This window comes from Mucilaginibacter terrenus (assembly GCF_003432065.1).
Lineage (GTDB): Bacteria > Bacteroidota > Bacteroidia > Sphingobacteriales > Sphingobacteriaceae > Mucilaginibacter > Mucilaginibacter terrenus.
This window is the reverse complement of sequence record NZ_QWDE01000002.1, coordinates 1,001,540-1,022,829: the sequence shown is the minus strand read 5'-3', so window position 1 is coordinate 1,022,829 and position 21,290 is coordinate 1,001,540. Positions and strand designations below refer to the sequence as shown.

The window sequence follows — 21,290 nt, the reverse complement described above, 5'->3', positions numbered from 1 at the left end:
AAACAGGGCAGTTGAGCAGCAGGTGTATCAGTAGTAGCTAAGGTCCCTGATCGCTAATGCATTCCTAAATTTCTTACAACTGTATTCGCTTAGCAATTACTATGTTAAACAGCAAATTGATGTTTATTAACGCTACATTTGTTTGAACATCTATGTACCTAAACCCGTACTAGTGTGTAGGACCGATTACATGGATACTATTGTTGCCCCCCAGGATAAAGAAGCGCTGTTTGATGTTGTATTTTACAATAACCCGGTACCCATGTGGTACTATGACCGGGCAACACTCCGGTTTTTAGAAGTTAACCAAGTTGCTATTGACCGTTATGGATACTCACGCGAAGAATTCCTGAGTATGACCATTCAGGATATACGACCGGAAGAGGATATCCCTACCCTCATGAAAACCGTTAAAGGGTTGATTGCTCCGCTTGAAAACGAAGAGGTTTTTCGCCATGTTTATAAAGATGGCACAGTAAGGTCTGTAAAAATTATTGCTTATCCTGCCAGATTTAACAACCATGATGCCCGAATAGTGATTGTAAACGATGTTACAGACATTACCCTTTTAATGGAGCGCTTTGAACTGATTGCGAAAGCAACACAAGACGCGGTATGGGATTGGAACCTGCAAACTAATGAACTTTGGTGGAATCAAACTTTTTTAGACCTTTTTGGGCACAAGAAAGACGAAGTTGAGCTCAATATAGATTCATGGGTAAGCCGTATACATCCGGAAGACCGCGAAAGGGTTATGAACGGCATACACCAGGCAATAGACAATGGCGAGGAAAAGTGGTGCGACGAATACCGTTTTTTACGCGGTGACGGCACCTACGCCTCGACACTTGACCGTGGTTATGTAATTTATAAGAACGACAAGGCCGTGCGCATGTTAGGCTCTATGATGGATGTAACCGAACAGAAGTTACTGCAAAAAGCACAGGAAGATTCGGAAACACTGCTTCAAACCATCACGTCGGCATCGCCCGCAGCGCTTTGGATGGCGGATGAAGCAGGCAATGTTGTTTACGTAAACCAGAAATGGATAGAATGGAGCAATGCAGGCGTTGGTGAAAACCTTGGTGAGGGCTGGCTGCAGGTGGTACACCCGGATGACCGTACCCGTGTTTGGAACACCTACCAAAATGCACATGTCAGCAGAGATTCTTATGAGGTGGATTATCGTATTCTTTTTAACGATGGTTCGGTACGTTGGGTAACAGCTACCGGGCTGCCGCGGCTCACTGCCGATAACCGGTTTATCGGCTTCGTAGGATCCGTTACCGACATTACCCGCCAAAAGCAGCTGGAATTGCAAAAAGATGGCTTTATAAGCACTGTGAGCCACGAATTAAAAACACCTATCGCATCCATTAAAGGATACGAGCAACTACTAAGCCGGACAAAGTCTGTTAAAGACACGCAAGGGCTGAATTTTTTAAACCGCATGCGGGTACAAATTAACCGCCTGGACACCCTTGTGCAGGATTTGCTGGATATCTCGAGGATTGAATCGGGCAAGCTGATTTTTAAAGAAAGTATTTTTGAAGTGAACGTGCTGATGGCAGAGCTGGTTCCGGATCTACAACTGGTGTATCCAACGCATACCCTGATGCTGGTAGAAAACCAAAGCTGCAAAATATCTGCCGACCGTAACAGGATTGTTCAGCTGATAACCAACCTGGTAGACAATGCTGTAAAGTATTCCCCGGGTGCAAGTAAAGTACTGATAAGGCTCACCTGCGATGAAGAGTACCTCTCCGTATGTATCCAGGACTTTGGCAAGGGTATATCAAAAGAGCAGGAGTCGTTTATTTTCGAAAGATTTTACCAGGTGAATAATGTTTACAAAGCGCCTGGCCTGGGAATTGGCCTATATGTTTGCAAAGAAATAATAGACCGCCTGAACGGCAACATATGGTTTGAAAGCGTAGTGGAGCAAGGTACTACGTTCCATTTTAAGCTCCCGCGCAAGCTGGAAGCTTAAAAGCAAAGCAGATCCGCCGGAATTTGCACCTGCAATAAAAAACGGACGATATACTTTTAGGTATATCGTCCGTTTTGCTCGAAGTTCCGGCATAGCCAGAGCCATTGTGTTAATAGGTTATTAAAGCGTTAAGGCTTGAGCTTGTTCCTCAAGCACTACACCCATATTGCAGAACTTGTCTATTCGTTCGGCAACCAGTTCCTCTATGTTGCGGTCTTTAAGCGACTTCAGGTCTTTAAGTAACTGCTTCTTAAGCGTAGCAGCCATAGCTACAGGGTCCTGATGTGCGCCACCAAGAGGCTCTTTTATAACACCATCTATCAGCTTGTTCTTCAACATTTCTGTACTGGTAAGCTTCAGCATTTCTGCAGCGCGTTCTTTTTGCTCCCAGGTTTTAAATAATATGGTAGAGCAGTTCTCCGGAGAGATAACAGAATACCATGAATTATCCAGCATCAGCACCTTATCGCCAATGCCAATGCCCAGTGCACCACCTGATGCGCCTTCGCCAATAACCACACAAATTACCGGCACTTTAAGCACTGCCATCTCCAACAGGTTACGGGCAATTGCTTCGCCTTGTCCGCGTTCTTCTGCTTCCAGGCCCGGGAAAGCTCCGGGGGTATCTATAAGGGTGATTACAGGCTTGTTAAACTTCTCGGCCATCTTCATCAGGCGCAGTGCCTTGCGGTAACCTTCGGGGTTGGCCATACCAAAATTGCGGTACTGGCGCTCTTTGGTGTTGCGTCCTTTTTGGTGCCCGATGAACATTGCAGTTTGTCCGTTCATGGTTCCAAAGCCGCCAATAATGGCTTTATCGTCACCTACAGTACGATCGCCGTGCAGTTCTATAAAGTCGTCGCACATCAGTTCCAGGTACTGTAATGTATAAGGACGCTCCGGGTGGCGGGATATCTGCACTTTTTGCCAACCGGTAAGGTTGCCGTATATCTCTTTCTTTGCTGTTTCCAGTTTTGCCTGAAGCTCAGCAATAGTAGCGCTCATATCCAGCTTATTCTTCTCTTCTACCTGCTGTACCTTCTCTATCTGCTGCTGTAGCTCTGCCAGGGGTTTTTCAAAATCAAATGTTATCTTCATACTGATTTAATGAGGCGCTAAATTAAAAAAACTAAACGGCTTATTATCAATTATCATTTTTATAAGCTTTTAGCTTATTAACCTGCAGAGTTGTTAATAGTTTATTGGTATTGTAACTGGCCTGCAAAATAGCGTTACGCAGTTCCCCCATGTATAGGCCGTAACGGTTTGTGTAAAAAATAAGGTCGCCATCGCTTACCTTTCGGGAGCGGAATAAAGCATCTAGTTTCTTTTCATTGGTCACCATAAAGTTGCCCATTTCTATTTTCTTGCGGGTGAGCTCGGTATTGATCTTGTTTAACGCGGCAATCTGCACGGCGGTAAGCCCAATTTCCTTTTGATACTTCAATGCTTTTTGCGCCGATGGATACCCGTTAAGTTCCGCTGAAGAGGACATATTATAGATGTCTTCGCCATTCATCAGGCTTACGAACTGCCTGTCCGTAAACATCTTCACGGGAGATGGTTTTAGCAGGCTGTCGGGCGTTTGGCCGAAAGCCTTTAAAATAATGAATAGAAAACAGCAAACCGATATTAATTTCTTCATACACTAACTATTTTACTTAACGGGTACTAATAAATCTTAAGAGATTGCTTCGTTCCTCGCAATGACGATAAAATACTATTCCACCTTTATCACCTTCGTCCGTTTACTTATACCATTCTCGTTAAATGCTTCTATCTGGAAATAATATGGCTGGCTTTTTTCCATACCGTTAAAGTAGTACTCGTTGGTGTTGTATACCATTATGTTGTTATACAGCTTGTCCGGTGCGGTGCCCATATAGATAGTATAACCAACAGCACCATCGGTTTGCCTCCAGCGTATCCAGCTATTGCGGCGCTCAGCATCGCCACGAAGCACAATGAGGTTGCGAACCGTGTCTGGCGCTACACCTGCACCCTTGCCAAACACCCTGAAACCAGATATAGCAAACTTGCCTGTAGGCATATGCAGGTTGGTTAGCCGCAGGTAACGCGCTTTTGCAGGTGTTTTAAGTTCGATGTAGTCGTGCGGTACGTCGGTCTTGTTCCTGCTTTTATCAACAAGCGTTTTCCAGGTTTTCCCATCTGTTGACGAGGTGATGATGTACTGATGGTAAACACCCAATGATTTTCCCATAAAGGTAGCATCCTGGTCGGCATAGTTAAGCTGTATAGCGCGGATGGTACTTACATCGCCCAAATCGGTTTGTATCCACTCCCCTTTGTTGGCAGTCTTTGCGCTCCAGTAGGTTTTTATATCTTCATCAACGGCAAGATTGGGTACGTAAGCGCCCAGGGTTGACGATACCTGCACCGGTTTATTGTAGTTCAGCAGCATCCAGCCGGTAAAATTACTTTTGAGGTGATCCTCTTTACCTGCCGACAGGTAGTGCGGGTAATCGCCGTAAGCGGTGTTGGTGTACAGGATGCCATCTTTATCGAATCCAGCCGGCCAGAAACCTATGCGGCGTTCGAAGTTATTTTTTACATCTACCACCATGGTGCTGATGTGCCAGTAATTGCCGTACTTATCCGCCCAGGTACCGCCGTGACCGGCACCTTTGGCAAAGCCGCCCGGTTTGTAGCTGAACGGGTTGTGGCTTTGGTACTTAAACGGACCAAGGGGCTTATCGCCTACGTAAACGCCATCTCCGTAGCCTTTACCTTCGGTGCCGGGTGCACCGTACTGCAGGTAATACTTGCCGTTATGTTTGTTCATCCAGCTGCCTTCCATAAAGCCGGTGAGGAATACATTGTCGTTGTTCTCGCCAAAGCGCTCCCAGCCGTGCTCTTTCCAGTCCAGCTTTATCATCTCCTTTTTAGGGCCGATAGGCTCAAAGGTTTTGCGGTCTATCTCCTGTCCGTACAGCGGCAGGGTGTTACTGCTGCCGTGATAAATGTAAACGCGACCATCATCGTCGGCAAACATGCCCGGGTCCCAGGCGCCTACCTGGAAGTAGTCCTTAGCAGCTTTCCAGGTATCATGCGTAGGGTCGGTGCTCATCCAGAGCGTGAAGTCTTTATTGTAGGTAGAACCTATCACCAGCAGGGTATCACCTAAAACCAGGATTGCCGGTGCGCACAACTCATCGCCTTTCACCTCGTTATAAGGTCGCACAAACTTGCGGGACACAAATTTCCAGCTAAGCATATCGGGGCTCCACCAGTAGCCAAACTGGTTGGTGCTGAACAGGTAGTAATTTCCTTTGAAATATGTAACTGTCGGATCTGCAGTGGCGCGGTGTTTGCCCCATGCTGCAAAGTTCTCAAACGGCGTATAGCCGTAATCAATATTGAGGGGGTTGCAGTAAGTAAGTTGTTTGGTTTGTGCGGAAGCGACAAAAAAAAGTGCAGTGAGCAACAGGGTAAAAGCAAAGCGGATTTTCATAGGCTACAGTTGGTAGCGCAAATATAAGGATAACCGCTCTATGTGCTTGCAACGCCAAATAGTTGTTAGAAGCGAATTATTAAACCACAAACAAGAACGGCCACCTTAAAGGTAGCCGTTCTTTTGCGTTTTAAGGAGCTTACATGCCAAAGGCCTTTTTAAGCTGGTCTACAGCATAAGTTTCTGCTTCTTTAGCTTGAGGTACTAGGGCACCCATACCAAAAAACTCGTGGGTTACACCATCCCAATTTTTGCTGTCAACCTTTACGCCGGCTGCTTTTAGCTTGTCTGCCAGCATCATACCCTCGCTTTGCAGCGGGTCTATTTCATCCGTTATAATAGTAGTTGGCGGCAGTCCTTTTAAATTGGCAGCTACCAGGTTTATGCGTGTGTCTTTACCTTCAGCCATGCTGTTGAGATAATTCTTCACAAACCACATCATCATTGGTTTATCTAATGGCTTTGCAGCTGCGTTTTTTGTGTAAGACTTGGTGTTCATGTCCGACCCGGCTACCGGGTAAACCGCTATTATAGCTGTTGGCAGCGCGATCTTAGTATCACGCGCTTTGATAGCTGTGTTTATTGCCAGATTACCACCGGCACTTTCACCAGCTACAGCTACCTTTTTAGCATCGCCATGAATAGAAGCTGCGTTTGCCAATACCCATTTGTAGGCTGCAAATGCATCGTCATGAGCGGTTGGGAATTTATGCTCGGGTGCGAGGCGATAAGCAACTGACACGACAATAGCATCTGTTTTCTCTGCTAATACGTTTGCAGACGCATCATAAACATCCAGGTTAGCTATTACAAAACCACCACCATGGTAATAAACTATTACCGGATAAACGCTCTTGCCGCTTTTAGGAGTGTATACCCGCGCGTGTATGCTGCCGCCTGCCACCGGAATTTCTTTGCCGGCAGTATCTACTTTAAATACTGGTTTAGGGATGTTGTTGTCTTTCATTAAATCCATCACCGCATCTGTAGGAGTGTGGTTCTTACGTGCTTCTTGCGCGGTAAGCTTGGGAATAGGTTTGTCGCCATAGCTTTCGAGCTTTTCTATAACAGCCTGCATTTCGGGCTTCATATTCGGTGCCCATGCAGGTGCTGCACCTTTTGGTTTAATTTCTTTCGTGGTTGTATCGGCAGTTTTTATCGCAGCAGTATCAGATGCTGCGCTGTCCGCCGGAGTTGAGGAAGATCCGCTCCCCTTACAGGCAACAATCCCGGCAATAGCTACAAGGACTGCAAAATTTAGCATTTTAGTTTTCATGTTAGATGTTTTGTTATTGATATCATAATGAAACACTATACGTGCCAAAACTCAAAACACCAGGTGATTACCTTATTCGATGTGGTTGTTCTAAGTATCTCTAAATTGCATAAACGCAAAACGCCTCGGCATTTACCGGGGCGTTTCTTATGGGCTTAGCGTGAACCTACTGTACCACCAGCGTTGCTATTGAATGTGGTTCGGCAACAGTTTTTGCAGCTTTGCCTTTAATCCACAGGCTATATTCAATTTTTTCATCGGTACGGTTCATTACAACAACGGCAAGTTTGCCATCTGTATTCATGTAAGCAGTGGTTAGCAGTTTATCGCGGCTTGCAGATGCTGCAACGCGTTTTGCACCCGGACGGATGAACTTGCTGAAATGCCCCATGTAGTAGTAAGAGTTTGTGTAGATCAGTTCGCCGTTGCGGGTATCGGCGTGTACCGGCGCAAAACAGAAGTTGCCTACGTGGTTCGGCCCGCCTTTTTCGTCCAGCAGAACGTTCCAGTCTGTCCACGCTACCGTACCGCCGTTAAAATCGTTAATCATTGACAAACCATAACGCTCGCCTAACGACCAGTCCTTCAACTTGTCAAAATCAAATTTCTCTACACAGCCTTCGGTAAATACCAGGTTCTTATCGGGGAAGGCAGCGTGGGTTAAACGTACGTTCTCAAAGTTCTGACCCGCGCCGGTCCAGGTTTCGTACCAGTGAAAGCCTATCCCCCAGATGTATTTAGAAGCGGCAGGGTCTTCCAGTATAGTGCTGGCGCGCTGGTACATCAGGTCGCGGTTGTGGTCCCAAACTATTAACTTTTTTGATGACAAACCACCTTTAGCCAGTGTTGGACCTAAAAAGTTTTTAACAAAATCGCGTTCTTCTTCGGCAGTGTAGTTGCACGATTCCCAGGTTTGGGTAGCCATAGGCTCGTTCTGCACTGAGAGGCCCCATATAGGAATACCGGCCGCTTCGTAAGTTTTAATAAACTTCACGTAGAAATTGGCCCAGCTTTGGTCAAACTCTTTTTTAAGCTTACCGCCGTGCAGCACGCTATTATTGGTTTTCATAAAAGCCGGCGGGCTCCATGGCGATACAAACATGGTTAGTTTACCACCTGCCGCAGCGGTGATCTCTTTTATGAAAGGTATACGGTATTTCTTATCGTGGCTAATATCGAAAGTTTTGAGTGCAGCATCTCCCTCTTTTATATAGCTGTAACTATCCGTGCTAAAGTCGGTGCTCATGATGCTGGTACGGCCAAAGGAATAACCTATACCAATGTTCTTGTCATAGTAGGCAGCCAGGAACTCCTTTTGCTTCTCCTTCGGCAGTTTGTAAAAGGTTTCTGCCGATGCATCTGTAAGCGCTCCGCCAATCCCTATCATGGTTTGGAAAGTTTTTGCAGGATCTACAAATACTACTGTTTCTGTTTCCGGCGGTTGCGGACTGTTCTTGAATGTTAGCGCAGAAGCCGGTGCAAGACGCTTGTCTGACCCTTTTACGGTTATGAATACTTTTACGGTTTTATTTGCTGCTGAGTAGAGCGTTTTAGGCTTGGCAGCCTGCCCAAACACGGATGCCGAAAAGCATATCATTCCGGCTATTAAAGTTCCTGTTTTCATTATTAGTTTGTGGGGATTACCTATTTGTTCATAAAGCAGCCAAATCTATTAAAGTTTGCGCATAACAAACAAGTAAAATAAACACCAACTAACTGTCTTTTAAGGTTTTGAAAGCTTAGTGATACGGTTTAATACCAAACTACACATGCATCATTGTGCTGCCAGTCAGCTAGTTTGGAATACTTTCCAACTAGCTGACTGCAGTTAACGATGCGCTTTAACCTCGTGTAATTATTTTTTGCTGACACGCTTACCAGTGCCCAACCATTGCAGGGCATCCAATATCAGCTTGTCCTCTTCAGGATTATTGAGCGTGTGCGAGAGGTCCTTGTTGGTTTTTCCTTCGTAGTCAATATCATTATGCCCCATGTTAAAATAGATCATCTTATAGTTGACATTGGTCCAAACAACCGGGTAATAACCGCTGTGCCAGATTTCGTGCTGTTTAGGGCCGGTACCCAGCGGGAAGCTGCTGGAGTCTATAGAAGCCAGTATCCTGATGTTCGGGTTTTTGCGCAAGTCTTTTTCCCATCGGTACCACTCGTTTGGCGAAGCCTTAAAAAGTTTGGGCATGTTCTTAGTGGCCGGGTGTTTGCGATCCTCTACCCTAAGGAAAGCCGATGTCGGCCTCCAGGTGTTGCTGCCGTACTGCCCTGAACCCAGGAACTCGTTATGGTACCAATCCCAGTCCTGGTTAAAGTCTGACGGGGTAAGGGCGAATGCCGAAAAGTGAAAACCCATCCAGCCGCCGCCACTATCCATATACTTTTTAAAGGCGGCCCTTTGCGCCGGGTCTTCCGGGCGGGTATCCAGGAATACGATCACCTGGTATTTTTTCAGGAACTTTTCGTTCAGGTTGCTCCAGTTGTTGGTAGAGTCGTAACCAAAGTTCAGCTTTTTAGCCATCTGAGGGAACCACTTATTAGCCTCATGCACAAAACTGATGTGCGCCTGGTCGCTTTTAGCTGTATAAAAGGCGATGACGTTAAAGCGTGTTTTGCTTTGTGAAAACGCGATATTAACGCACAGGCATAACAAAGCTACCGTTAAGAGCTTCAATTTGAAATTTTTCATAGCAACTGTTATTTCTTAATCTTGACGTAGGTCTCTACTATTTCCTGGTCTATTTTAAGGCTGTCTATTTTCTCTATGCCTTTTTGCACCAGCGTATCACCCTTAAAGGTAACCTTAAAATCAAATGAATGACCTTCCCATTCGCGGTAGTTGCAGTACTGCAGGTTCTCGGTGTAATTATCGCCACTTAAGCTATAGGTGCCGGCACCAGAATCAAAAATAGGCTTGCTGCCGTCTTTAAGATCATGTTTAAAAAATGCAAAATGATCGCCATTCACAACTTTAATCATTTCATCATTGTGGCCTTTTTCAGGATAAGTTACCAAGGTATCTCCCTTTGTCACCTTTGTAGCGGAAATAAGTTTCCATGTACCCTGGATTGGCGCAATAGCGGATGAGTCGTTACCGGCGTTGGTTGAGGTTGTTTCTTTAGCGGGTCCTTTACAGGCGGCTAATAACACCAGCGGAATAAGCAGGAATTTGGATTTCATGTTTGAGAGATTTGAGATTTAGTTTATTTTGATATAGTGAGATCTTAGTTAACCAGCTGATCGAACAGCTTCTGCAATTCATTATCGCCATCTTTACAGAAGCCGGGGTGAACCTTAGAGGTTTGCACTACGGTGCTGCGTGTCGCGGTTAACCAACGAAAGCGCGATGGTGCATCCAGTTCGGCAATAGGACCACCATCTTTATCCCCATCGCAGATGCGTTTGAACGACGACAGATTTTGTTCGATCACTTCAACATCAACATCTTTAGCAAAGGCCAGCAAACGATCTGCATCCAGCTTGTACAGCATCTTCAAGTACTTGTGCTTGCTGCAATACAGTATCACCCCCACGTTCATGAACTCCTCGCGCTCTACCCTGGGCACTACGCGTATAACGGCGTACTCAAATAAGCTGCGATCTTGCATGTTGTGCTTCGGTTACAAAAATATCAGAGTTGGCAATCCGGGTGTTCAGGAACTTGGCGTAAACCTGCCGTTGTTCATCGGCTGTTTCGAACGACCGGTCGTTCAGCCATTCATCAGGAACGATAGCTACAATAGCGTTTATTTGTTCCGGCGTAAGGATGGCTTTAAATTCTTTATCTACCTCTTTCAGATCTGCAGCGCGACGAATAAGCACATGGTCTTTGATCTGAACAAACGGGCGAAGCGCCTGCTCTTCCCACTTCTCCATACTGTGATGAAAATACAATGCAGCACCATGGTCAATCAGCCAAAGTTCCTTGTGCCACATCAGCATATTGGTGTTGCGCGGAGTACGGTCTACATTGGTGAGTAATGCATCCAGCCACACAATCTGCGATGCCAGTTTGGTCTCTACGTAAGTTACCGTAGGATCAAAAGTAATGGCGCCGGAAAGGTAATGAAGCGCCAGGTTTAAGCCCACGCTAAATTTTAACAAATCCTGGATTTCTTCGTCGGGTTCGGTTCGGCCAAAAGCCTCATCTAAGTTTACAAATACCAGTTCAGGAATACGGAACCCTAGAACCCGGGCGATCTCGCCGCCTATAAGTTCTGCAATAAGCGCCTTTGGCCCCTGCCCTGCTCCTCTGAATTTAAGAACGTACAGAAAATCGTCGTCAGCTTCGGCAATGGCAGGCAGCGAGCCCCCCTCGCGTAGCGGTGTTACATAACGGGTAACGTTAACAGTACGTAGTTGCGGAACTATAATGCCCATAGGTTTGAGTGCACTAATATAATGTTATACTTTGTAACGGTATATTTTTTATATGGCACGTAATTAAAAACGGGCACCCTTTTACAGGATGCCCGTTGATTTAAATTGTTATAGTAGCGGCTAAAATATCTTATTTGCCTTCGGCAGGAGCCATCACATCCTTACGGTTTTTGTGATGTTCTTTCCTTTGTGCTTTAAGCTGCTCGTAAGCTTTTTGCTGATCGGCAGTTAATACTGCGCTTATCTCTTTATCAGTTTTTTGCTTCACTTCTTTAAAGGCGCCACGATCAAATTTCTTATCCGCAGGCTGAGCAGACCTTAAGCTGTCTACATGAGCTGCACGTGATAAAAAGATAGCCTTTACTTTGGCAGACTGATCGGCGTTCAGGTTCAGCTTCTTTTGCAGCATACCGGTCATACGTTCTGCACGCTGCTCGGGGTTCTTATGGAAACGTTTGCCGTTACGTGCTACATCGCCTTTACCAAAGCGTCCACGTTTCCCAAACTTGCTTTTGATATCAGCTTTAAGTTTGGTGTACTCTTCTTTTTGACTGGTATTGAATACCGCCGATAATTCTTTATCGGTATTGGCCAACACATTTTTAACCTGCGCACGATGTGCTTTCCTATCAGCTGTGTCTGCTTTTATGGTTTGCAACTGTGTAGCGCGTGCCAAAAAAATCGCTTTTACTTTGGTTGACTGATCAGCACTCAGGTTAAGTTTGGCAGAAAGCATTTTGGTTAAACGCTCTGCTCTTTGTTCAGGGTTGCGGTGTGCTTTGGTTTGTGCATGGGCTAAAACATTCAGGCCAAGCACAAGGGTTATCATCAATAGTATCTTTTTCATTTTCTTTTGTTTATTTGTTAGGATAGACGATACTACCTCGCCTGGGTTTAACCAAGATAAACGCAAAGAAGCTATGTAACGGTGATATTACGAATGAGGATACTGCGCGCTAAAGCAGCTTACTGCATTTGGTAACAATTTCGGCGCCGTTGTAAATTAACAGGTCGCCCGCTTTGTCTACCTCGTAAGCCTGACTCGGGTCGTCAATAGCAGTGTATCTGGCACCATCTTTTTTTAATTCAGATGCTGACGGAGATATAGGTGGGGCATCGTTAACCGTAAGATTTGTAGCTGTAAACGTAATTACCTGCATATAGTACTTATCATCCTTAGCCACCAACTCATAGGCAATTTGTTCGCCTTTTTCGGTATGGATAGTTGCGTCGTGCCACACGCCCAGCAGTTTACCCGCGTTAGGGTCTACGTGGCCTACGGCTACAGTGCTGTCGCCTTTTACAGCCGCAACATTGTCGGTTGTGCCTTTGTTCTTATCGCCGCAGCCGGCTAGTGACCCGGCAAGCATTATAATGAGCAGGTATTTAGTAACGCTAAAGTTCATTATTGTATGTTTAAGCTGCTAAGGTACAAACACGGGCGCTATTCTTCGCCGTTAACATAGCTATTTAAGGTCATCAGGTTTTGCACGGCATCACCCATGGTGTTGTTGAAGTAGGCATAAACCCGCTTGCCATCCTCCAGCCACTCGTTAATATACTGCGCGTACTCGTACAAAAACTGGTCGGTGTAGCTGCCGCGGTAACCACCTTCAGGACCATGAAAACGCAGATAAACAAAGTCAGCTTCCTGTTCGCGCAGGGGCGTTGCAGAGGCGGGCATGTCATGCAATACCGCGGTCATGCCAAGCTGCTGCAGCAGATCGAACACAGGTTCGGTGTACCATGTTTTGCTGCGGAACTCTACCGCCACGTCCCAGCCAATTTCTGTATTTGCGTGGTGCACATCCTGCAGCAAACGCTCCATTTGCAGGCGGCAAGCGCTGGTAATACTTGCCGGGAATTGCACCAGCAGGGAACCTTTTTTTTCGTTTGCGCCGCCAATAACACTCAAAAAGCGGTGTACATCGTTTGAATTATATTCCAGCCCTTTGTTGTGGGTAATACCTTTCCAAAGCTTATAGGTGAATCGGAAACCTTCAGGTACTTCGCCTGCCCATTTTATTACAGTACGATGCATGGGTAACCTATAAAAGCAGCTGTTCACCTCCAGGCTGGTAAACAACGATCCATAAAATGTGAGACGGCTTTTATCGCGGTACTCCGGCGGATACGCTTCCTTATTGCGCACGGGCAACACAAGGTTGCTGGTTCCCGAAAAATAGTTGCCTTTATTATCCATGTTTAAGAAATGCCTGCACAAGCGTTTTGTTTGCATCATTCGCTTGCCTGTTAGCATTAAACCAGCAGGGAGAGCTTCCTGTTTAATTGTTGCCTGTCGGCATCCGTTTTAGCCAGGCCCAGTGCCAACGTGAAGTTTTGGCGCGATAGTACACTATCTACATCTCTGTACAACTCTCCAAGCAAAGCAAAATAAAATGGATTATCATTAAGCTGCAGCTGCTCGGCGGCGGCTATTGCCGCTTCATTGCCGCGCAATTTAGCAAGGGCATAGGTGCGGTTAAGAGCAGCCACCGGCGAATACTGTAAAGCCAATAACTGGTTAAAAAGATGCAGGATATTCTCCCATTTAGCAACCGTGTCTTCTTTAATGGTATGCCAGTAAGCTATACCGGCTTCTAAATGATACCTGGATAGCTGTGCTCCTGTTGATGCCATGTGCAGATGCCGCGCGCCTTCACTTATCAGTTGCTTGTCCCAAAGTGTTTCATCCTGATCTTCGTACAAAATTAATTCGCCTGTTGTACCGAGCCGCGCCTCAAAGCGTGAAGCGTGAAAGTACATTAATGCGAGTAAAGCGTGTACCTGTGGCAAGTCAGCAGGTGGGTAAGCCAGCAGCATCTCTGCCAGCCGCATGGCTTCATAGCAAAGGTCTTTTCGCAACACCAGGTTATTGCTCTCAGAATAATAACCCTCATTAAACAGCAGGTAAATGGTTGTAAGTACCGCAGGAAGTCGCTTGGCAATCTCTGCTTGCAGCGGAAATTCTATTGCTACCTGGTTTACTCTAAGTTTCTCCTTTGCGCGATACAGCCGTTTATTGATGGTGTCTTTGTTGCTTATAAATGCGGTGGCTATTTCATCAATACCAAAGCCGCAAAGTATACGCAACGCGAGGCCAATCTGCGCTTCTACACTTAAGGTAGGGTGGCAGATAGCAAACAACATTTGAAGCTGACTGTCCGCAATGTTTTGGAGACTAAGGTCTATTTCAAAGGTTTTTGAAGCGCCATCTGAGCTTAATTCCTGCGAAATCTTGTCAGCAAATACTTTGTTTCTTGTAAGCATATTCCTGGCCTTGTTACGGGCAACTGTATAAAGCCAGGCAGCAGGATTAGGAGGCACTCCTTTGTAAGGCCACACCTCCATTGCGGAGAGAAAGGTGTCACTTGCGATATCCTCTGCGACGGTAATATTCTCTATCCCGAACGACTTGCAAAGCACCGCTGTTATTTTACGGAACTCGGTCCGGAAAAGGTGCGGTATTAGCTGGGTTTGCTCCATGACGTATAAATGTTAGCGGCCAATGTTTCCATTGTCCGCTAAAGGATGGTTAGTGTGCACCATCATTCTTAGCTATCCGGCGCACCTCCATGGTGTTGCCAGGCCCTTGTAATACCGGGCAGCCCTTTGCAAATTCCACCGCTTCTTCAACCGAATCGGCTCGTACGGTAATAAAGCCACCAATGGTTTCCTTAATGTCTCCAAAAGCGCCGTTGGTTACTACACCATTACTACCCACTACTCGCGCATCATCAAAAGGCAGACCGGTGCCGCCAACAAACTTGTTCTGGGCTGCTATACCGCCAATCCAGTCCATAGTTTGTTTCATCCAAATTTCCATTTGCTCGGGCGAGGCAATCTTTGATCCGTCCTCGTGCCTCATAATTAAAACATACTCGTTCATTTTGCTTTAAATTAAATTGTTACTGTTTGATATTTATACTGCAATAACAAGTGAGGTTGCGCGGATTGGACACCCGGACTAAAGTTTTGCATTAAGTTGCATTGTTAGTTCCTGTCGACAAACTTCCAGTTACCTTCGTTGTACCGGTCGCCAACATTTGGATATTTCTTCAGCAGCGATTCAATTTCCTCCAGGTTTTCCGGCGTTAGCTGTACATCGGCACTGCCGGCGTTTTCTTCCAGGTACTTACGCTTCTTGGTACCCGGTATCGGGATAATGTTTTCGCCATGGCTTAGTACCCACGCTATAGCCAGTTGCGCTGGAGTACATCCTACTTCTTGCGCTATTTCCGCAAAGCCCTGCGCCAGGCGCGTGTTATTGTCGGCATGCTCCTGCTGATAACGCGGCAATGTCTTGCGGAAGTCGCCCTCTTTTAGTTCATCAAGGTTGAGTTTGTTGGTGACCAGTCCCCTTGCCAGCGGACTAAAAGGAACGAACGATATGTTCAACTCTTTACACAGCGGCAGTATCTCGCTCTCTACATCACGGGTTAGTAAGGAGTACTCGCTCTGCAGGGCAGCAATGGGATGTACTGCATGCGCCCGCCTGATGCTATTAGCCGATGCTTCCGACAAGCCTATGTAGCGCACCTTCCCTTCTTTTACCAGATCGGCCATGGCACCTACCATTTCTTCCACCGGTACGTTCGGGTCAATACGATGGGCGTAATACAAGTCTATCACGTCTGTTTGCAGGCGTTTAAGGCTTGCTTCAACGGCAGTTTTTATATAAGCAGGCGAACCATCAAAAGTTGACAGCTTACCGCTTACATCGGCTCTGAAACCGAATTTTGTTGCCAGAAAAATCTTGTTGCGATTAGGCGTTAATACCTGCGATATCAGCTTTTCATTCTCACCGCTGCCGTAAACATCGGCGGTATCCCAAAAGTTCACGCCCAGTTCCAGCGCCAGGTTAAGTGTCGCTATTGATTCTTCGTCGTTCGGCTCGCCGTAGGCGTGGCTCATACCCATGCAACCAAGCCCAACAGCCGAAAGTTGTTCTGATGTATTCCCTAGGGTCCTGTATTTCATAATTGATTTTATTTATCTGCCGGCTTTGCCACACGCTTTGAATACGCCCAGTTTATGGCTATAACAACAATCAATATCACTAATCCAAAAAACTCCCGCGATTCTTCTATCCAGGGCTTTTCGGCCTTCATGGTTTGTACCATGCTTTCGTGATGATGCTCGTCTATCCAGTCCAATACACCGGTTTTATCAAAAAACAGGTAAGCCGCATATAAAGCATAAACAACTATGCCAAAAAGGTAAGCTTTAGGATAAAACTGTTTTTTTGATGCGAGGTAGCATAATCCCGCGCTATACAGGTAAATGGGTACCCATACATACGGGTCCGGGTCGTTGTATTGCAGTGCAGCAAACAATATAAAAAGAACACAAAAAACGATGTTAAAAATTTTCATTACGGGGCTGATTTAAAGCACTAATTTGAGGAATTGAAATGACAACAGCGTAGATCGATTAATTATTATTGAGACAATTTCTTAATGAAATCAACCATGTCGTCGCTGTTGTAGTTAGCTGTACCTTCATGCCGGAACACGATCTTGCCTTGCTTGTTGATGACAACTGTTGTCGGTAACGAGCCGGCAAATACAGTACCTGGCATATCATCCATCCTGTAAACGAATAGTTGATAGCCTTTATCAGCCATAAACTTAGCCGATTTGGGGAGTTCACCATCTGCATCCACCATTACAAAGCTCACGTTATTGTTTCCCTTGAACTGTTGCTGCAAACCATTTAATGATGGCATCTCGGCAAGACACGGCGGGCACCAGGTTGCCCAGAAGTTCAGCACCACCACTTTACCTCTCAACTGAGAAAGACTGATGGCTTTATCGTTACGGTCGATGAAGATCATTTCCGGAGCGGCCGGAGCTTTTGTATTTTCAGCTGTATTGACATCTGGGTTAAAGAGCCCCACTCCCATTAAGCCGCGTATCAGTAATGCTTTTGCAGCCGGTACGAATACCAGTACCAGCAGTGCTATTATTAACACCGCGTTCCAGATATTGCCCTTTGATAACCACCGCTTGTTCATCTTTCAAAATTAGTTAAATAAGGTTGTTGTATAATGCTTGGGCAGTTATATTCGTACCCATGAAAACCTTTTCCCCTTATCTTTTCCTATGCGCAATCCTTTTGTTTTTCCAAAGCTGTAGTCCGGATGTTGGCGCATGGAAAAACGACCAGATAAAATCAGGCAAGCGCGAGGACCTTCAGGAGCTTAACAACAAGGTTTTCGCGATGATGAAAAAAGGGGACCACAAGGGCCTGGAAGACGTTATTTCGAAAGAACTGCTGGAGAACGGAAACTTTTACGCGCTCGCGGGCAATATTGGGCACCGTATGGTGGTAGACAGCTTCACCCGCTTTGAAGAGTACTACACCATAAACAAGTACATTGGCTATGATACCATAACCGCTGCCGACAAAACTAATCCGCATAAACTCATCTTCCTGGCCGATGCGGAGGAAATGTACATTGCCATGTTTACGCCCGTTAATAAAAAACAACCCGACCAGGAGATGATAACCGCCACATTTGCCAACTACAATTACGGCTGGAAGCTGGCTTCTATTAGCATAGGTAAGTTCACGTTTAACGGCAAGACTGCGCAGGAACTTTATATCCAGGCTAAAAAAAGCTATCAAAATCACTATACCGTAGATGCTTTACACCAGGCTACCCTGGCGGTTACCGCATTAAGCCCCAGCGAGATCTGGCAATACAAAAACGATGCAGAAATAAAGGAGTTTTACCGGCAGGTTGCTGATGACGCCAACAAGCTATACAAGTTCCCGTTGATTGTTGAAGAGGTGAGTACCAAGCCCAGGATCATTGGGTTTTACAACAAATCTACCGGCGAGGGCAGCTTTCCCATTATCAGCTACCTTTCGCATATACCGTTTAAAGATACCGCCGGCATCAGCTACGAGAACATGCAGGTACGCAAGGCTATTAATAAGCTGATGCCCGGCCTTAACAAGAACAACCGTTACGTATACTACCTGGCTTACAACAAGTCGCCTAATACTACCGAGAACGTAGACAGGAGAGAATTGGCCGACAAGCACTGGTAACACCACGCACTGTAACACGGCAGCGTGTTACACCTGTTACACTTTTTTAGGACGAAAAACACTTAAAGACCTCTATAACAAAATTTTAACAAAAAACCGTGTTACAGTTTTTGGAACCATGATACAGCTTTTTCGACGGTGTTACACTTTTTGCGCGTGTATACGTGACTGACCAGCACGTATACACGCCATGATAGAACCCGTACAAGTTTATTTCTTTAGCAGGGAATCGATTATCAGCGTTGCTTCTTTTTCGAAATTATCGTCATACCCGAGTTTTACTTCCGCAATTTTCCCGGCTTTGTCAATAAAGTAAAAAATCGGGAAGGCCTCTACATGGTATAGCTTATAGCCGAACTATTCAACCGTTTGTTGAACACATACACTAAAGTTGGCGAGCATGGATGAAGCTGCGTTTTTGGCTTAGCGTGACCTTAAATTAATTCCGTTGGTGGATGGAGCCTATCTTAATGCAGCAGCGCTGTCATGTCGCTGGCTATAGCTACGATAAAAATTAAAAAGAGTTGCACCACACATGCTATTAAACTTACGACTACTGGCCTGCCCCAATTGTATGCGGTACCGCCATTATTCATATACGCGTATAACCGCTTGTCCTGTAAAATAACTGTGAGCTGGTAACCTGCTAAACTAAATAATAGTGGGAAAAAGACAGATGGCAAGCGCGATACTCCGGGCAAGTATAGGATGGCACCAAAAACTGCAACCGTTACCAATAGGGTAACCGCCCATGTATTTTTTGCCATGCGGTAATCGTTTAAGGCTTTATAATTCTCGGCAATTATGTATCCTCCAGCTATGGGGCCGCCTAAAAAAGTGGCCAATCGCACATGTTTTGCAAGAAATACTTTTGCATCTATAGATGTTACTTCGGGCAGCAACTCTTCTGTATCAATCATTTTTTAAAGGTTTGGTTGGTAGCCCTAAGTTAAATAAAATATGCAAATAGCAAGAGGATTGTTTAATACGTAAGCGGCCTGCCCTTATACATTCTCAGCAGCTTATCGGTAAACGACAAGCTGTAATCCGGAGGGAGTAAGTTGAACTTTTTGAGGGAGATATAGGCAAGATAGCGTATCTGCCATTTAGGGTTCCTGAGCTTGTTTTGCAGCTCCTGTATAATATCCTCTTTATCTACTACTACGGGGTTATCCAGGTAGTTGGGCAGCATGGATATAGCCGCGCTCTTGGTGTACAGATTATCGTCGGTCAGTTCCTGGTGCAGCCGTTTTGCCACGTGCTTTACAAATAGCTTAGGATGGGTTTCTATATGCGCAAACTCTATCAGGTTATCTACCATCTCCTGCGGATTGGCAGACGATTTTGCTTTAACCAGGATGGTATTCAGCAGGTTGACAAAAAACTCCCCCCACTTATCCGAATCTCTCGAAAGCGCTTCAAGTACTATTGGGAGGGGCTGCAAAACCGGATCAAATTGTACCTGCTCCAGTTCCTTTACAAAGGCCTGCGGGTTGGCATTAGCGTAGGTAAGTATATCGGCAAAGAGCTCCTGCATCTCCGCTTCGGTATATTTCTCCCAAAAATCTTTTATACGATCTTCAAAAATCAGCAAAAAACCGTTCATAATCGCAACGCCAGGTAAATGAAAAACAACCTTATGGTAAGGCTCTTTTATAAACTCCTCAAGATAGCAATTGTTACCTGCCCCAAATGCTAAAACGTATTCCTATTTGTTTTGCGATGGTATCGTTCCTTACGATCTTAAACTGCGAAGTACCTGATCATAGGGTCTGCATAAATTCATTTTTGCCGAAACAGTTGCCTGCTAACTATATAGCCATTACTTTGGCGGTATGAACCAGCCCTTACCATTAACCGACGCCGAAATAGCACAGCTACGTGCCGAAACGAAAGGCACCGCACAACGCATACATTTTAACAATGCGGGATCATCCTTACCGCCGGATGTTGTTGTAGATACCGTTAAGGCTTACCTGGACGAAGAAGCAGTTTTCGGTGGTTACGAAACGGAAGCTAAGTACACCGCCCAGCTCGACCGCACTTATGACCTGATTGCACAACTGATAAACGCCGGCCGGGAAGAAGTAGCAATAGTGGAGAGCGCGAGTGTGGGCTGGGGATTGCTGTTCAATGGTATCGACTTTAAGCCGGGGGATGAAGTGATCATCTCCGAGATGGAGTACGTTACCAATTTAATGGGCTTTATAAATGCGCGCAAGAACCACGGCATCAAAATAACACTTATCCCTAACGATGAAAACGGCGATTACTCCCTCCGGGCGCTGGAGGATGCCATTAATCCGCAAACAAAACTGATAGCGGTAACGCACATACCTTCTACATCGGGCGGCATGATGCCCATAGCGGAGATTGGGCAAATAGCACGCAGGCACAACATCCTTTACCTGGTAGATGCCTGCCAAAGCGCGGGCCAGCTCCCGGTGAATGTTGAGTCGATAGGCTGCGACATGCTATCTGTAACCGGCCGCAAATACCTGCGCGCGCCGCGGGGCACCGGGTTTTTATACGTGCGCAAAGCCGTGCAGGACAAATTGAAGCTCATACTGATGGACAGCCTTGCCGCCGAGTGGGTAAGCGAAGACGATTTCAAAGCAAGGCCCGATGCACGGCGGTTTGAATTGTACGAGAAAAGCCGTGCACTTACACTTGGGCTGGGTAAAGCAATTGATTACGCGCTTGCTATAGGCCTGGATAAGATATGGATGCGTATACAACACCTGGCAAGTTTGATGCGTACAGAGCTGCGTAATATAGACGGCATAACCGTACATGACATTGGCAGTATGCAGTGTGGTATAGTAACCTTTTCTGTAGCCGGCATAGATGCAGCAGAAGTAAAAACCAGGCTATCAGCAAAGCAAATTAATGTTTCTGTTGCCAAAGCAATCTCCACCCTAATTTACATGAACAAGCACCACCTTGCAGCAACAGTAAGAGCATCCGTGCATTACTACAATACCGAGGAGGAGATCCGGACGTTGTGCAGCGTGCTGGAAGAGATAACGAAAGCTTAGCGTTTACTGTGGCGCAAAGGTTAACCGCATTTTAACATCAACATTAAATGCCTAATTTTGAGCCCC

The 21,290-nt window shown here is 45.8% G+C and carries 22 protein-coding genes; 3 read left to right on the top strand and 19 right to left on the bottom strand.

What is annotated here, in order from left to right; translation table 11 throughout:
* Positions 1-190: 190 nt before the first annotated feature.
* Positions 191-1,990, top strand: a complete 1,800-nt coding sequence (locus DYU05_RS15270) for a sensor histidine kinase (RefSeq protein ID WP_133300244.1) — start codon at positions 191-193, stop codon at positions 1,988-1,990.
* A gap of 120 nt (positions 1,991-2,110) precedes the next feature.
* On the opposite strand, the gene DYU05_RS15265 is transcribed toward DYU05_RS15270, so the two are convergent.
* The 17 genes from DYU05_RS15265 to DYU05_RS15185 form a co-directional block, all read right to left on the bottom strand.
* Complete coding sequence (locus DYU05_RS15265) at positions 2,111-3,088, bottom strand: acetyl-CoA carboxylase carboxyltransferase subunit alpha (protein ID WP_117383955.1); 978 nt, start codon at positions 3,086-3,088, stop codon at positions 2,111-2,113.
* A gap of 46 nt (positions 3,089-3,134) precedes the next feature.
* A complete protein-coding gene (locus tag DYU05_RS15260; protein ID WP_117383954.1) occupies positions 3,135-3,635 on the bottom strand; it encodes a hypothetical protein in 501 nt (166 codons plus the stop codon).
* A gap of 75 nt (positions 3,636-3,710) precedes the next feature.
* Positions 3,711-5,462 carry a family 43 glycosylhydrolase gene (locus DYU05_RS15255; protein WP_117383953.1) on the bottom strand — a complete coding sequence of 584 codons (1,752 nt, stop codon included), beginning with the start codon at positions 5,460-5,462 and terminating at the stop codon, positions 3,711-3,713.
* Positions 5,463-5,601: 139 nt separating this feature from the next.
* Positions 5,602-6,738 (bottom strand): alpha/beta hydrolase, encoded by a 1,137-nt coding sequence (locus DYU05_RS15250; protein WP_205771890.1) that lies wholly within the window; start codon positions 6,736-6,738, stop codon positions 5,602-5,604.
* Between the two features lie 166 nt (positions 6,739-6,904).
* Positions 6,905-8,362 (bottom strand): glycoside hydrolase family 30 protein, encoded by a 1,458-nt coding sequence (locus DYU05_RS15245; RefSeq protein WP_117383952.1) that lies wholly within the window; start codon positions 8,360-8,362, stop codon positions 6,905-6,907.
* Between the two features lie 231 nt (positions 8,363-8,593).
* Positions 8,594-9,436: a ThuA domain-containing protein gene (locus DYU05_RS15240; RefSeq protein WP_117383951.1), complete on the bottom strand. Its 843-nt coding sequence runs from the start codon at positions 9,434-9,436 to the stop codon at positions 8,594-8,596.
* 8 nt (positions 9,437-9,444) lie between these two features.
* The gene (locus DYU05_RS15235; RefSeq protein WP_117383950.1) at positions 9,445-9,927 is read right to left on the bottom strand and encodes a lipocalin-like domain-containing protein; all 483 of its coding nucleotides are present in this window, start codon (positions 9,925-9,927) and stop codon (positions 9,445-9,447) included.
* Between the two features lie 44 nt (positions 9,928-9,971).
* Positions 9,972-10,355, bottom strand: coding sequence for a DUF3037 domain-containing protein (locus DYU05_RS15230; RefSeq protein ID WP_117383949.1), 384 nt, complete (start codon positions 10,353-10,355; stop codon positions 9,972-9,974).
* Positions 10,333-11,127 carry a HipA family kinase gene (locus DYU05_RS15225; protein WP_117383948.1) on the bottom strand — a complete coding sequence of 265 codons (795 nt, stop codon included), beginning with the start codon at positions 11,125-11,127 and terminating at the stop codon, positions 10,333-10,335. Before DYU05_RS15225 ends, DYU05_RS15230 begins: the two co-directional genes overlap by 23 nt.
* A gap of 130 nt (positions 11,128-11,257) precedes the next feature.
* Positions 11,258-11,974, bottom strand: a complete 717-nt coding sequence (locus DYU05_RS15220) for a hypothetical protein (protein WP_133300243.1) — start codon at positions 11,972-11,974, stop codon at positions 11,258-11,260.
* A 109-nt stretch (positions 11,975-12,083) separates the two neighbouring features.
* Positions 12,084-12,533: a hypothetical protein gene (locus DYU05_RS15215; RefSeq protein WP_117383946.1), complete on the bottom strand. Its 450-nt coding sequence runs from the start codon at positions 12,531-12,533 to the stop codon at positions 12,084-12,086.
* A gap of 38 nt (positions 12,534-12,571) precedes the next feature.
* Entirely contained in the window at positions 12,572-13,330 is a 759-nt protein-coding gene (locus DYU05_RS15210) for a DUF72 domain-containing protein (protein WP_235854028.1), read from the bottom strand.
* A 56-nt stretch (positions 13,331-13,386) separates the two neighbouring features.
* Positions 13,387-14,613 carry an RNA polymerase sigma factor gene (locus DYU05_RS15205; protein ID WP_117383945.1) on the bottom strand — a complete coding sequence of 409 codons (1,227 nt, stop codon included), beginning with the start codon at positions 14,611-14,613 and terminating at the stop codon, positions 13,387-13,389.
* A 49-nt stretch (positions 14,614-14,662) separates the two neighbouring features.
* Complete coding sequence (locus DYU05_RS15200) at positions 14,663-15,016, bottom strand: YciI family protein (protein WP_117383944.1); 354 nt, start codon at positions 15,014-15,016, stop codon at positions 14,663-14,665.
* A 104-nt stretch (positions 15,017-15,120) separates the two neighbouring features.
* Positions 15,121-16,107 carry an aldo/keto reductase gene (locus DYU05_RS15195; RefSeq protein ID WP_117383943.1) on the bottom strand — a complete coding sequence of 329 codons (987 nt, stop codon included), beginning with the start codon at positions 16,105-16,107 and terminating at the stop codon, positions 15,121-15,123.
* A gap of 8 nt (positions 16,108-16,115) precedes the next feature.
* Positions 16,116-16,502 (bottom strand): transmembrane 220 family protein, encoded by a 387-nt coding sequence (locus tag DYU05_RS15190; RefSeq protein ID WP_117383942.1) that lies wholly within the window; start codon positions 16,500-16,502, stop codon positions 16,116-16,118.
* Between the two features lie 65 nt (positions 16,503-16,567).
* On the bottom strand, positions 16,568-17,143 hold the full coding sequence (locus tag DYU05_RS15185) for a TlpA family protein disulfide reductase (protein ID WP_117383941.1): 576 nt from the start codon (positions 17,141-17,143) through the stop codon (positions 16,568-16,570).
* A gap of 59 nt (positions 17,144-17,202) precedes the next feature.
* On the opposite strand from DYU05_RS15185, the gene DYU05_RS15180 reads away from it, so the two are divergent.
* Complete coding sequence (locus tag DYU05_RS15180; protein ID WP_117383940.1) at positions 17,203-18,186, top strand: hypothetical protein; 984 nt, start codon at positions 17,203-17,205, stop codon at positions 18,184-18,186.
* Between the two features lie 467 nt (positions 18,187-18,653).
* Here the strand turns inward: DYU05_RS15180 and DYU05_RS15175 are convergent, their stop codons facing one another.
* Together DYU05_RS15175 and DYU05_RS15170 are read right to left on the bottom strand one after the other, a co-directional pair.
* A complete protein-coding gene (locus DYU05_RS15175) occupies positions 18,654-19,106 on the bottom strand; it encodes a hypothetical protein (RefSeq protein ID WP_117383939.1) in 453 nt (150 codons plus the stop codon).
* A gap of 62 nt (positions 19,107-19,168) precedes the next feature.
* On the bottom strand, positions 19,169-19,792 hold the full coding sequence (locus tag DYU05_RS15170; protein ID WP_117383938.1) for a hypothetical protein: 624 nt from the start codon (positions 19,790-19,792) through the stop codon (positions 19,169-19,171).
* A gap of 229 nt (positions 19,793-20,021) precedes the next feature.
* Here DYU05_RS15170 and DYU05_RS15165 point away from each other — a divergent pair, with 229 nt between their 5' ends.
* Complete coding sequence (locus tag DYU05_RS15165) at positions 20,022-21,224, top strand: aminotransferase class V-fold PLP-dependent enzyme (RefSeq protein ID WP_117383937.1); 1,203 nt, start codon at positions 20,022-20,024, stop codon at positions 21,222-21,224.
* Positions 21,225-21,290: the final 66 nt, after the last annotated feature.

What these genes read in the sequence shown, in the direction of transcription:
- DYU05_RS15270 (WP_133300244.1), top strand. Translation starts at nt 191, where the DNA reads ATGGATACTATTGTTGCCCCCCAGGATAAAGAAGCGCTGTTTGATGTT.
- DYU05_RS15265 (WP_117383955.1), bottom strand. Translation starts at nt 3,088, where the DNA reads ATGAAGATAACATTTGATTTTGAAAAACCCCTGGCAGAGCTACAGCAG.
- DYU05_RS15260 (WP_117383954.1), bottom strand. Translation starts at nt 3,635, where the DNA reads ATGAAGAAATTAATATCGGTTTGCTGTTTTCTATTCATTATTTTAAAG.
- DYU05_RS15255 (WP_117383953.1), bottom strand. Translation starts at nt 5,462, where the DNA reads ATGAAAATCCGCTTTGCTTTTACCCTGTTGCTCACTGCACTTTTTTTT.
- DYU05_RS15250 (WP_205771890.1), bottom strand. Translation starts at nt 6,738, where the DNA reads ATGAAAACTAAAATGCTAAATTTTGCAGTCCTTGTAGCTATTGCCGGG.
- DYU05_RS15245 (WP_117383952.1), bottom strand. Translation starts at nt 8,362, where the DNA reads ATGAAAACAGGAACTTTAATAGCCGGAATGATATGCTTTTCGGCATCC.
- DYU05_RS15240 (WP_117383951.1), bottom strand. Translation starts at nt 9,436, where the DNA reads ATGAAAAATTTCAAATTGAAGCTCTTAACGGTAGCTTTGTTATGCCTG.
- DYU05_RS15235 (WP_117383950.1), bottom strand. Translation starts at nt 9,927, where the DNA reads ATGAAATCCAAATTCCTGCTTATTCCGCTGGTGTTATTAGCCGCCTGT.
- DYU05_RS15230 (WP_117383949.1), bottom strand. Translation starts at nt 10,355, where the DNA reads ATGCAAGATCGCAGCTTATTTGAGTACGCCGTTATACGCGTAGTGCCC.
- DYU05_RS15225 (WP_117383948.1), bottom strand. Translation starts at nt 11,127, where the DNA reads ATGGGCATTATAGTTCCGCAACTACGTACTGTTAACGTTACCCGTTAT.
- DYU05_RS15220 (WP_133300243.1), bottom strand. Translation starts at nt 11,974, where the DNA reads ATGAAAAAGATACTATTGATGATAACCCTTGTGCTTGGCCTGAATGTT.
- DYU05_RS15215 (WP_117383946.1), bottom strand. Translation starts at nt 12,533, where the DNA reads ATGAACTTTAGCGTTACTAAATACCTGCTCATTATAATGCTTGCCGGG.
- DYU05_RS15210 (WP_235854028.1), bottom strand. Translation starts at nt 13,330, where the DNA reads ATGGATAATAAAGGCAACTATTTTTCGGGAACCAGCAACCTTGTGTTG.
- DYU05_RS15205 (WP_117383945.1), bottom strand. Translation starts at nt 14,613, where the DNA reads ATGGAGCAAACCCAGCTAATACCGCACCTTTTCCGGACCGAGTTCCGT.
- DYU05_RS15200 (WP_117383944.1), bottom strand. Translation starts at nt 15,016, where the DNA reads ATGAACGAGTATGTTTTAATTATGAGGCACGAGGACGGATCAAAGATT.
- DYU05_RS15195 (WP_117383943.1), bottom strand. Translation starts at nt 16,107, where the DNA reads ATGAAATACAGGACCCTAGGGAATACATCAGAACAACTTTCGGCTGTT.
- DYU05_RS15190 (WP_117383942.1), bottom strand. Translation starts at nt 16,502, where the DNA reads ATGAAAATTTTTAACATCGTTTTTTGTGTTCTTTTTATATTGTTTGCT.
- DYU05_RS15185 (WP_117383941.1), bottom strand. Translation starts at nt 17,143, where the DNA reads ATGAACAAGCGGTGGTTATCAAAGGGCAATATCTGGAACGCGGTGTTA.
- DYU05_RS15180 (WP_117383940.1), top strand. Translation starts at nt 17,203, where the DNA reads ATGAAAACCTTTTCCCCTTATCTTTTCCTATGCGCAATCCTTTTGTTT.
- DYU05_RS15175 (WP_117383939.1), bottom strand. Translation starts at nt 19,106, where the DNA reads ATGATTGATACAGAAGAGTTGCTGCCCGAAGTAACATCTATAGATGCA.
- DYU05_RS15170 (WP_117383938.1), bottom strand. Translation starts at nt 19,792, where the DNA reads ATGAACGGTTTTTTGCTGATTTTTGAAGATCGTATAAAAGATTTTTGG.
- DYU05_RS15165 (WP_117383937.1), top strand. Translation starts at nt 20,022, where the DNA reads ATGAACCAGCCCTTACCATTAACCGACGCCGAAATAGCACAGCTACGT.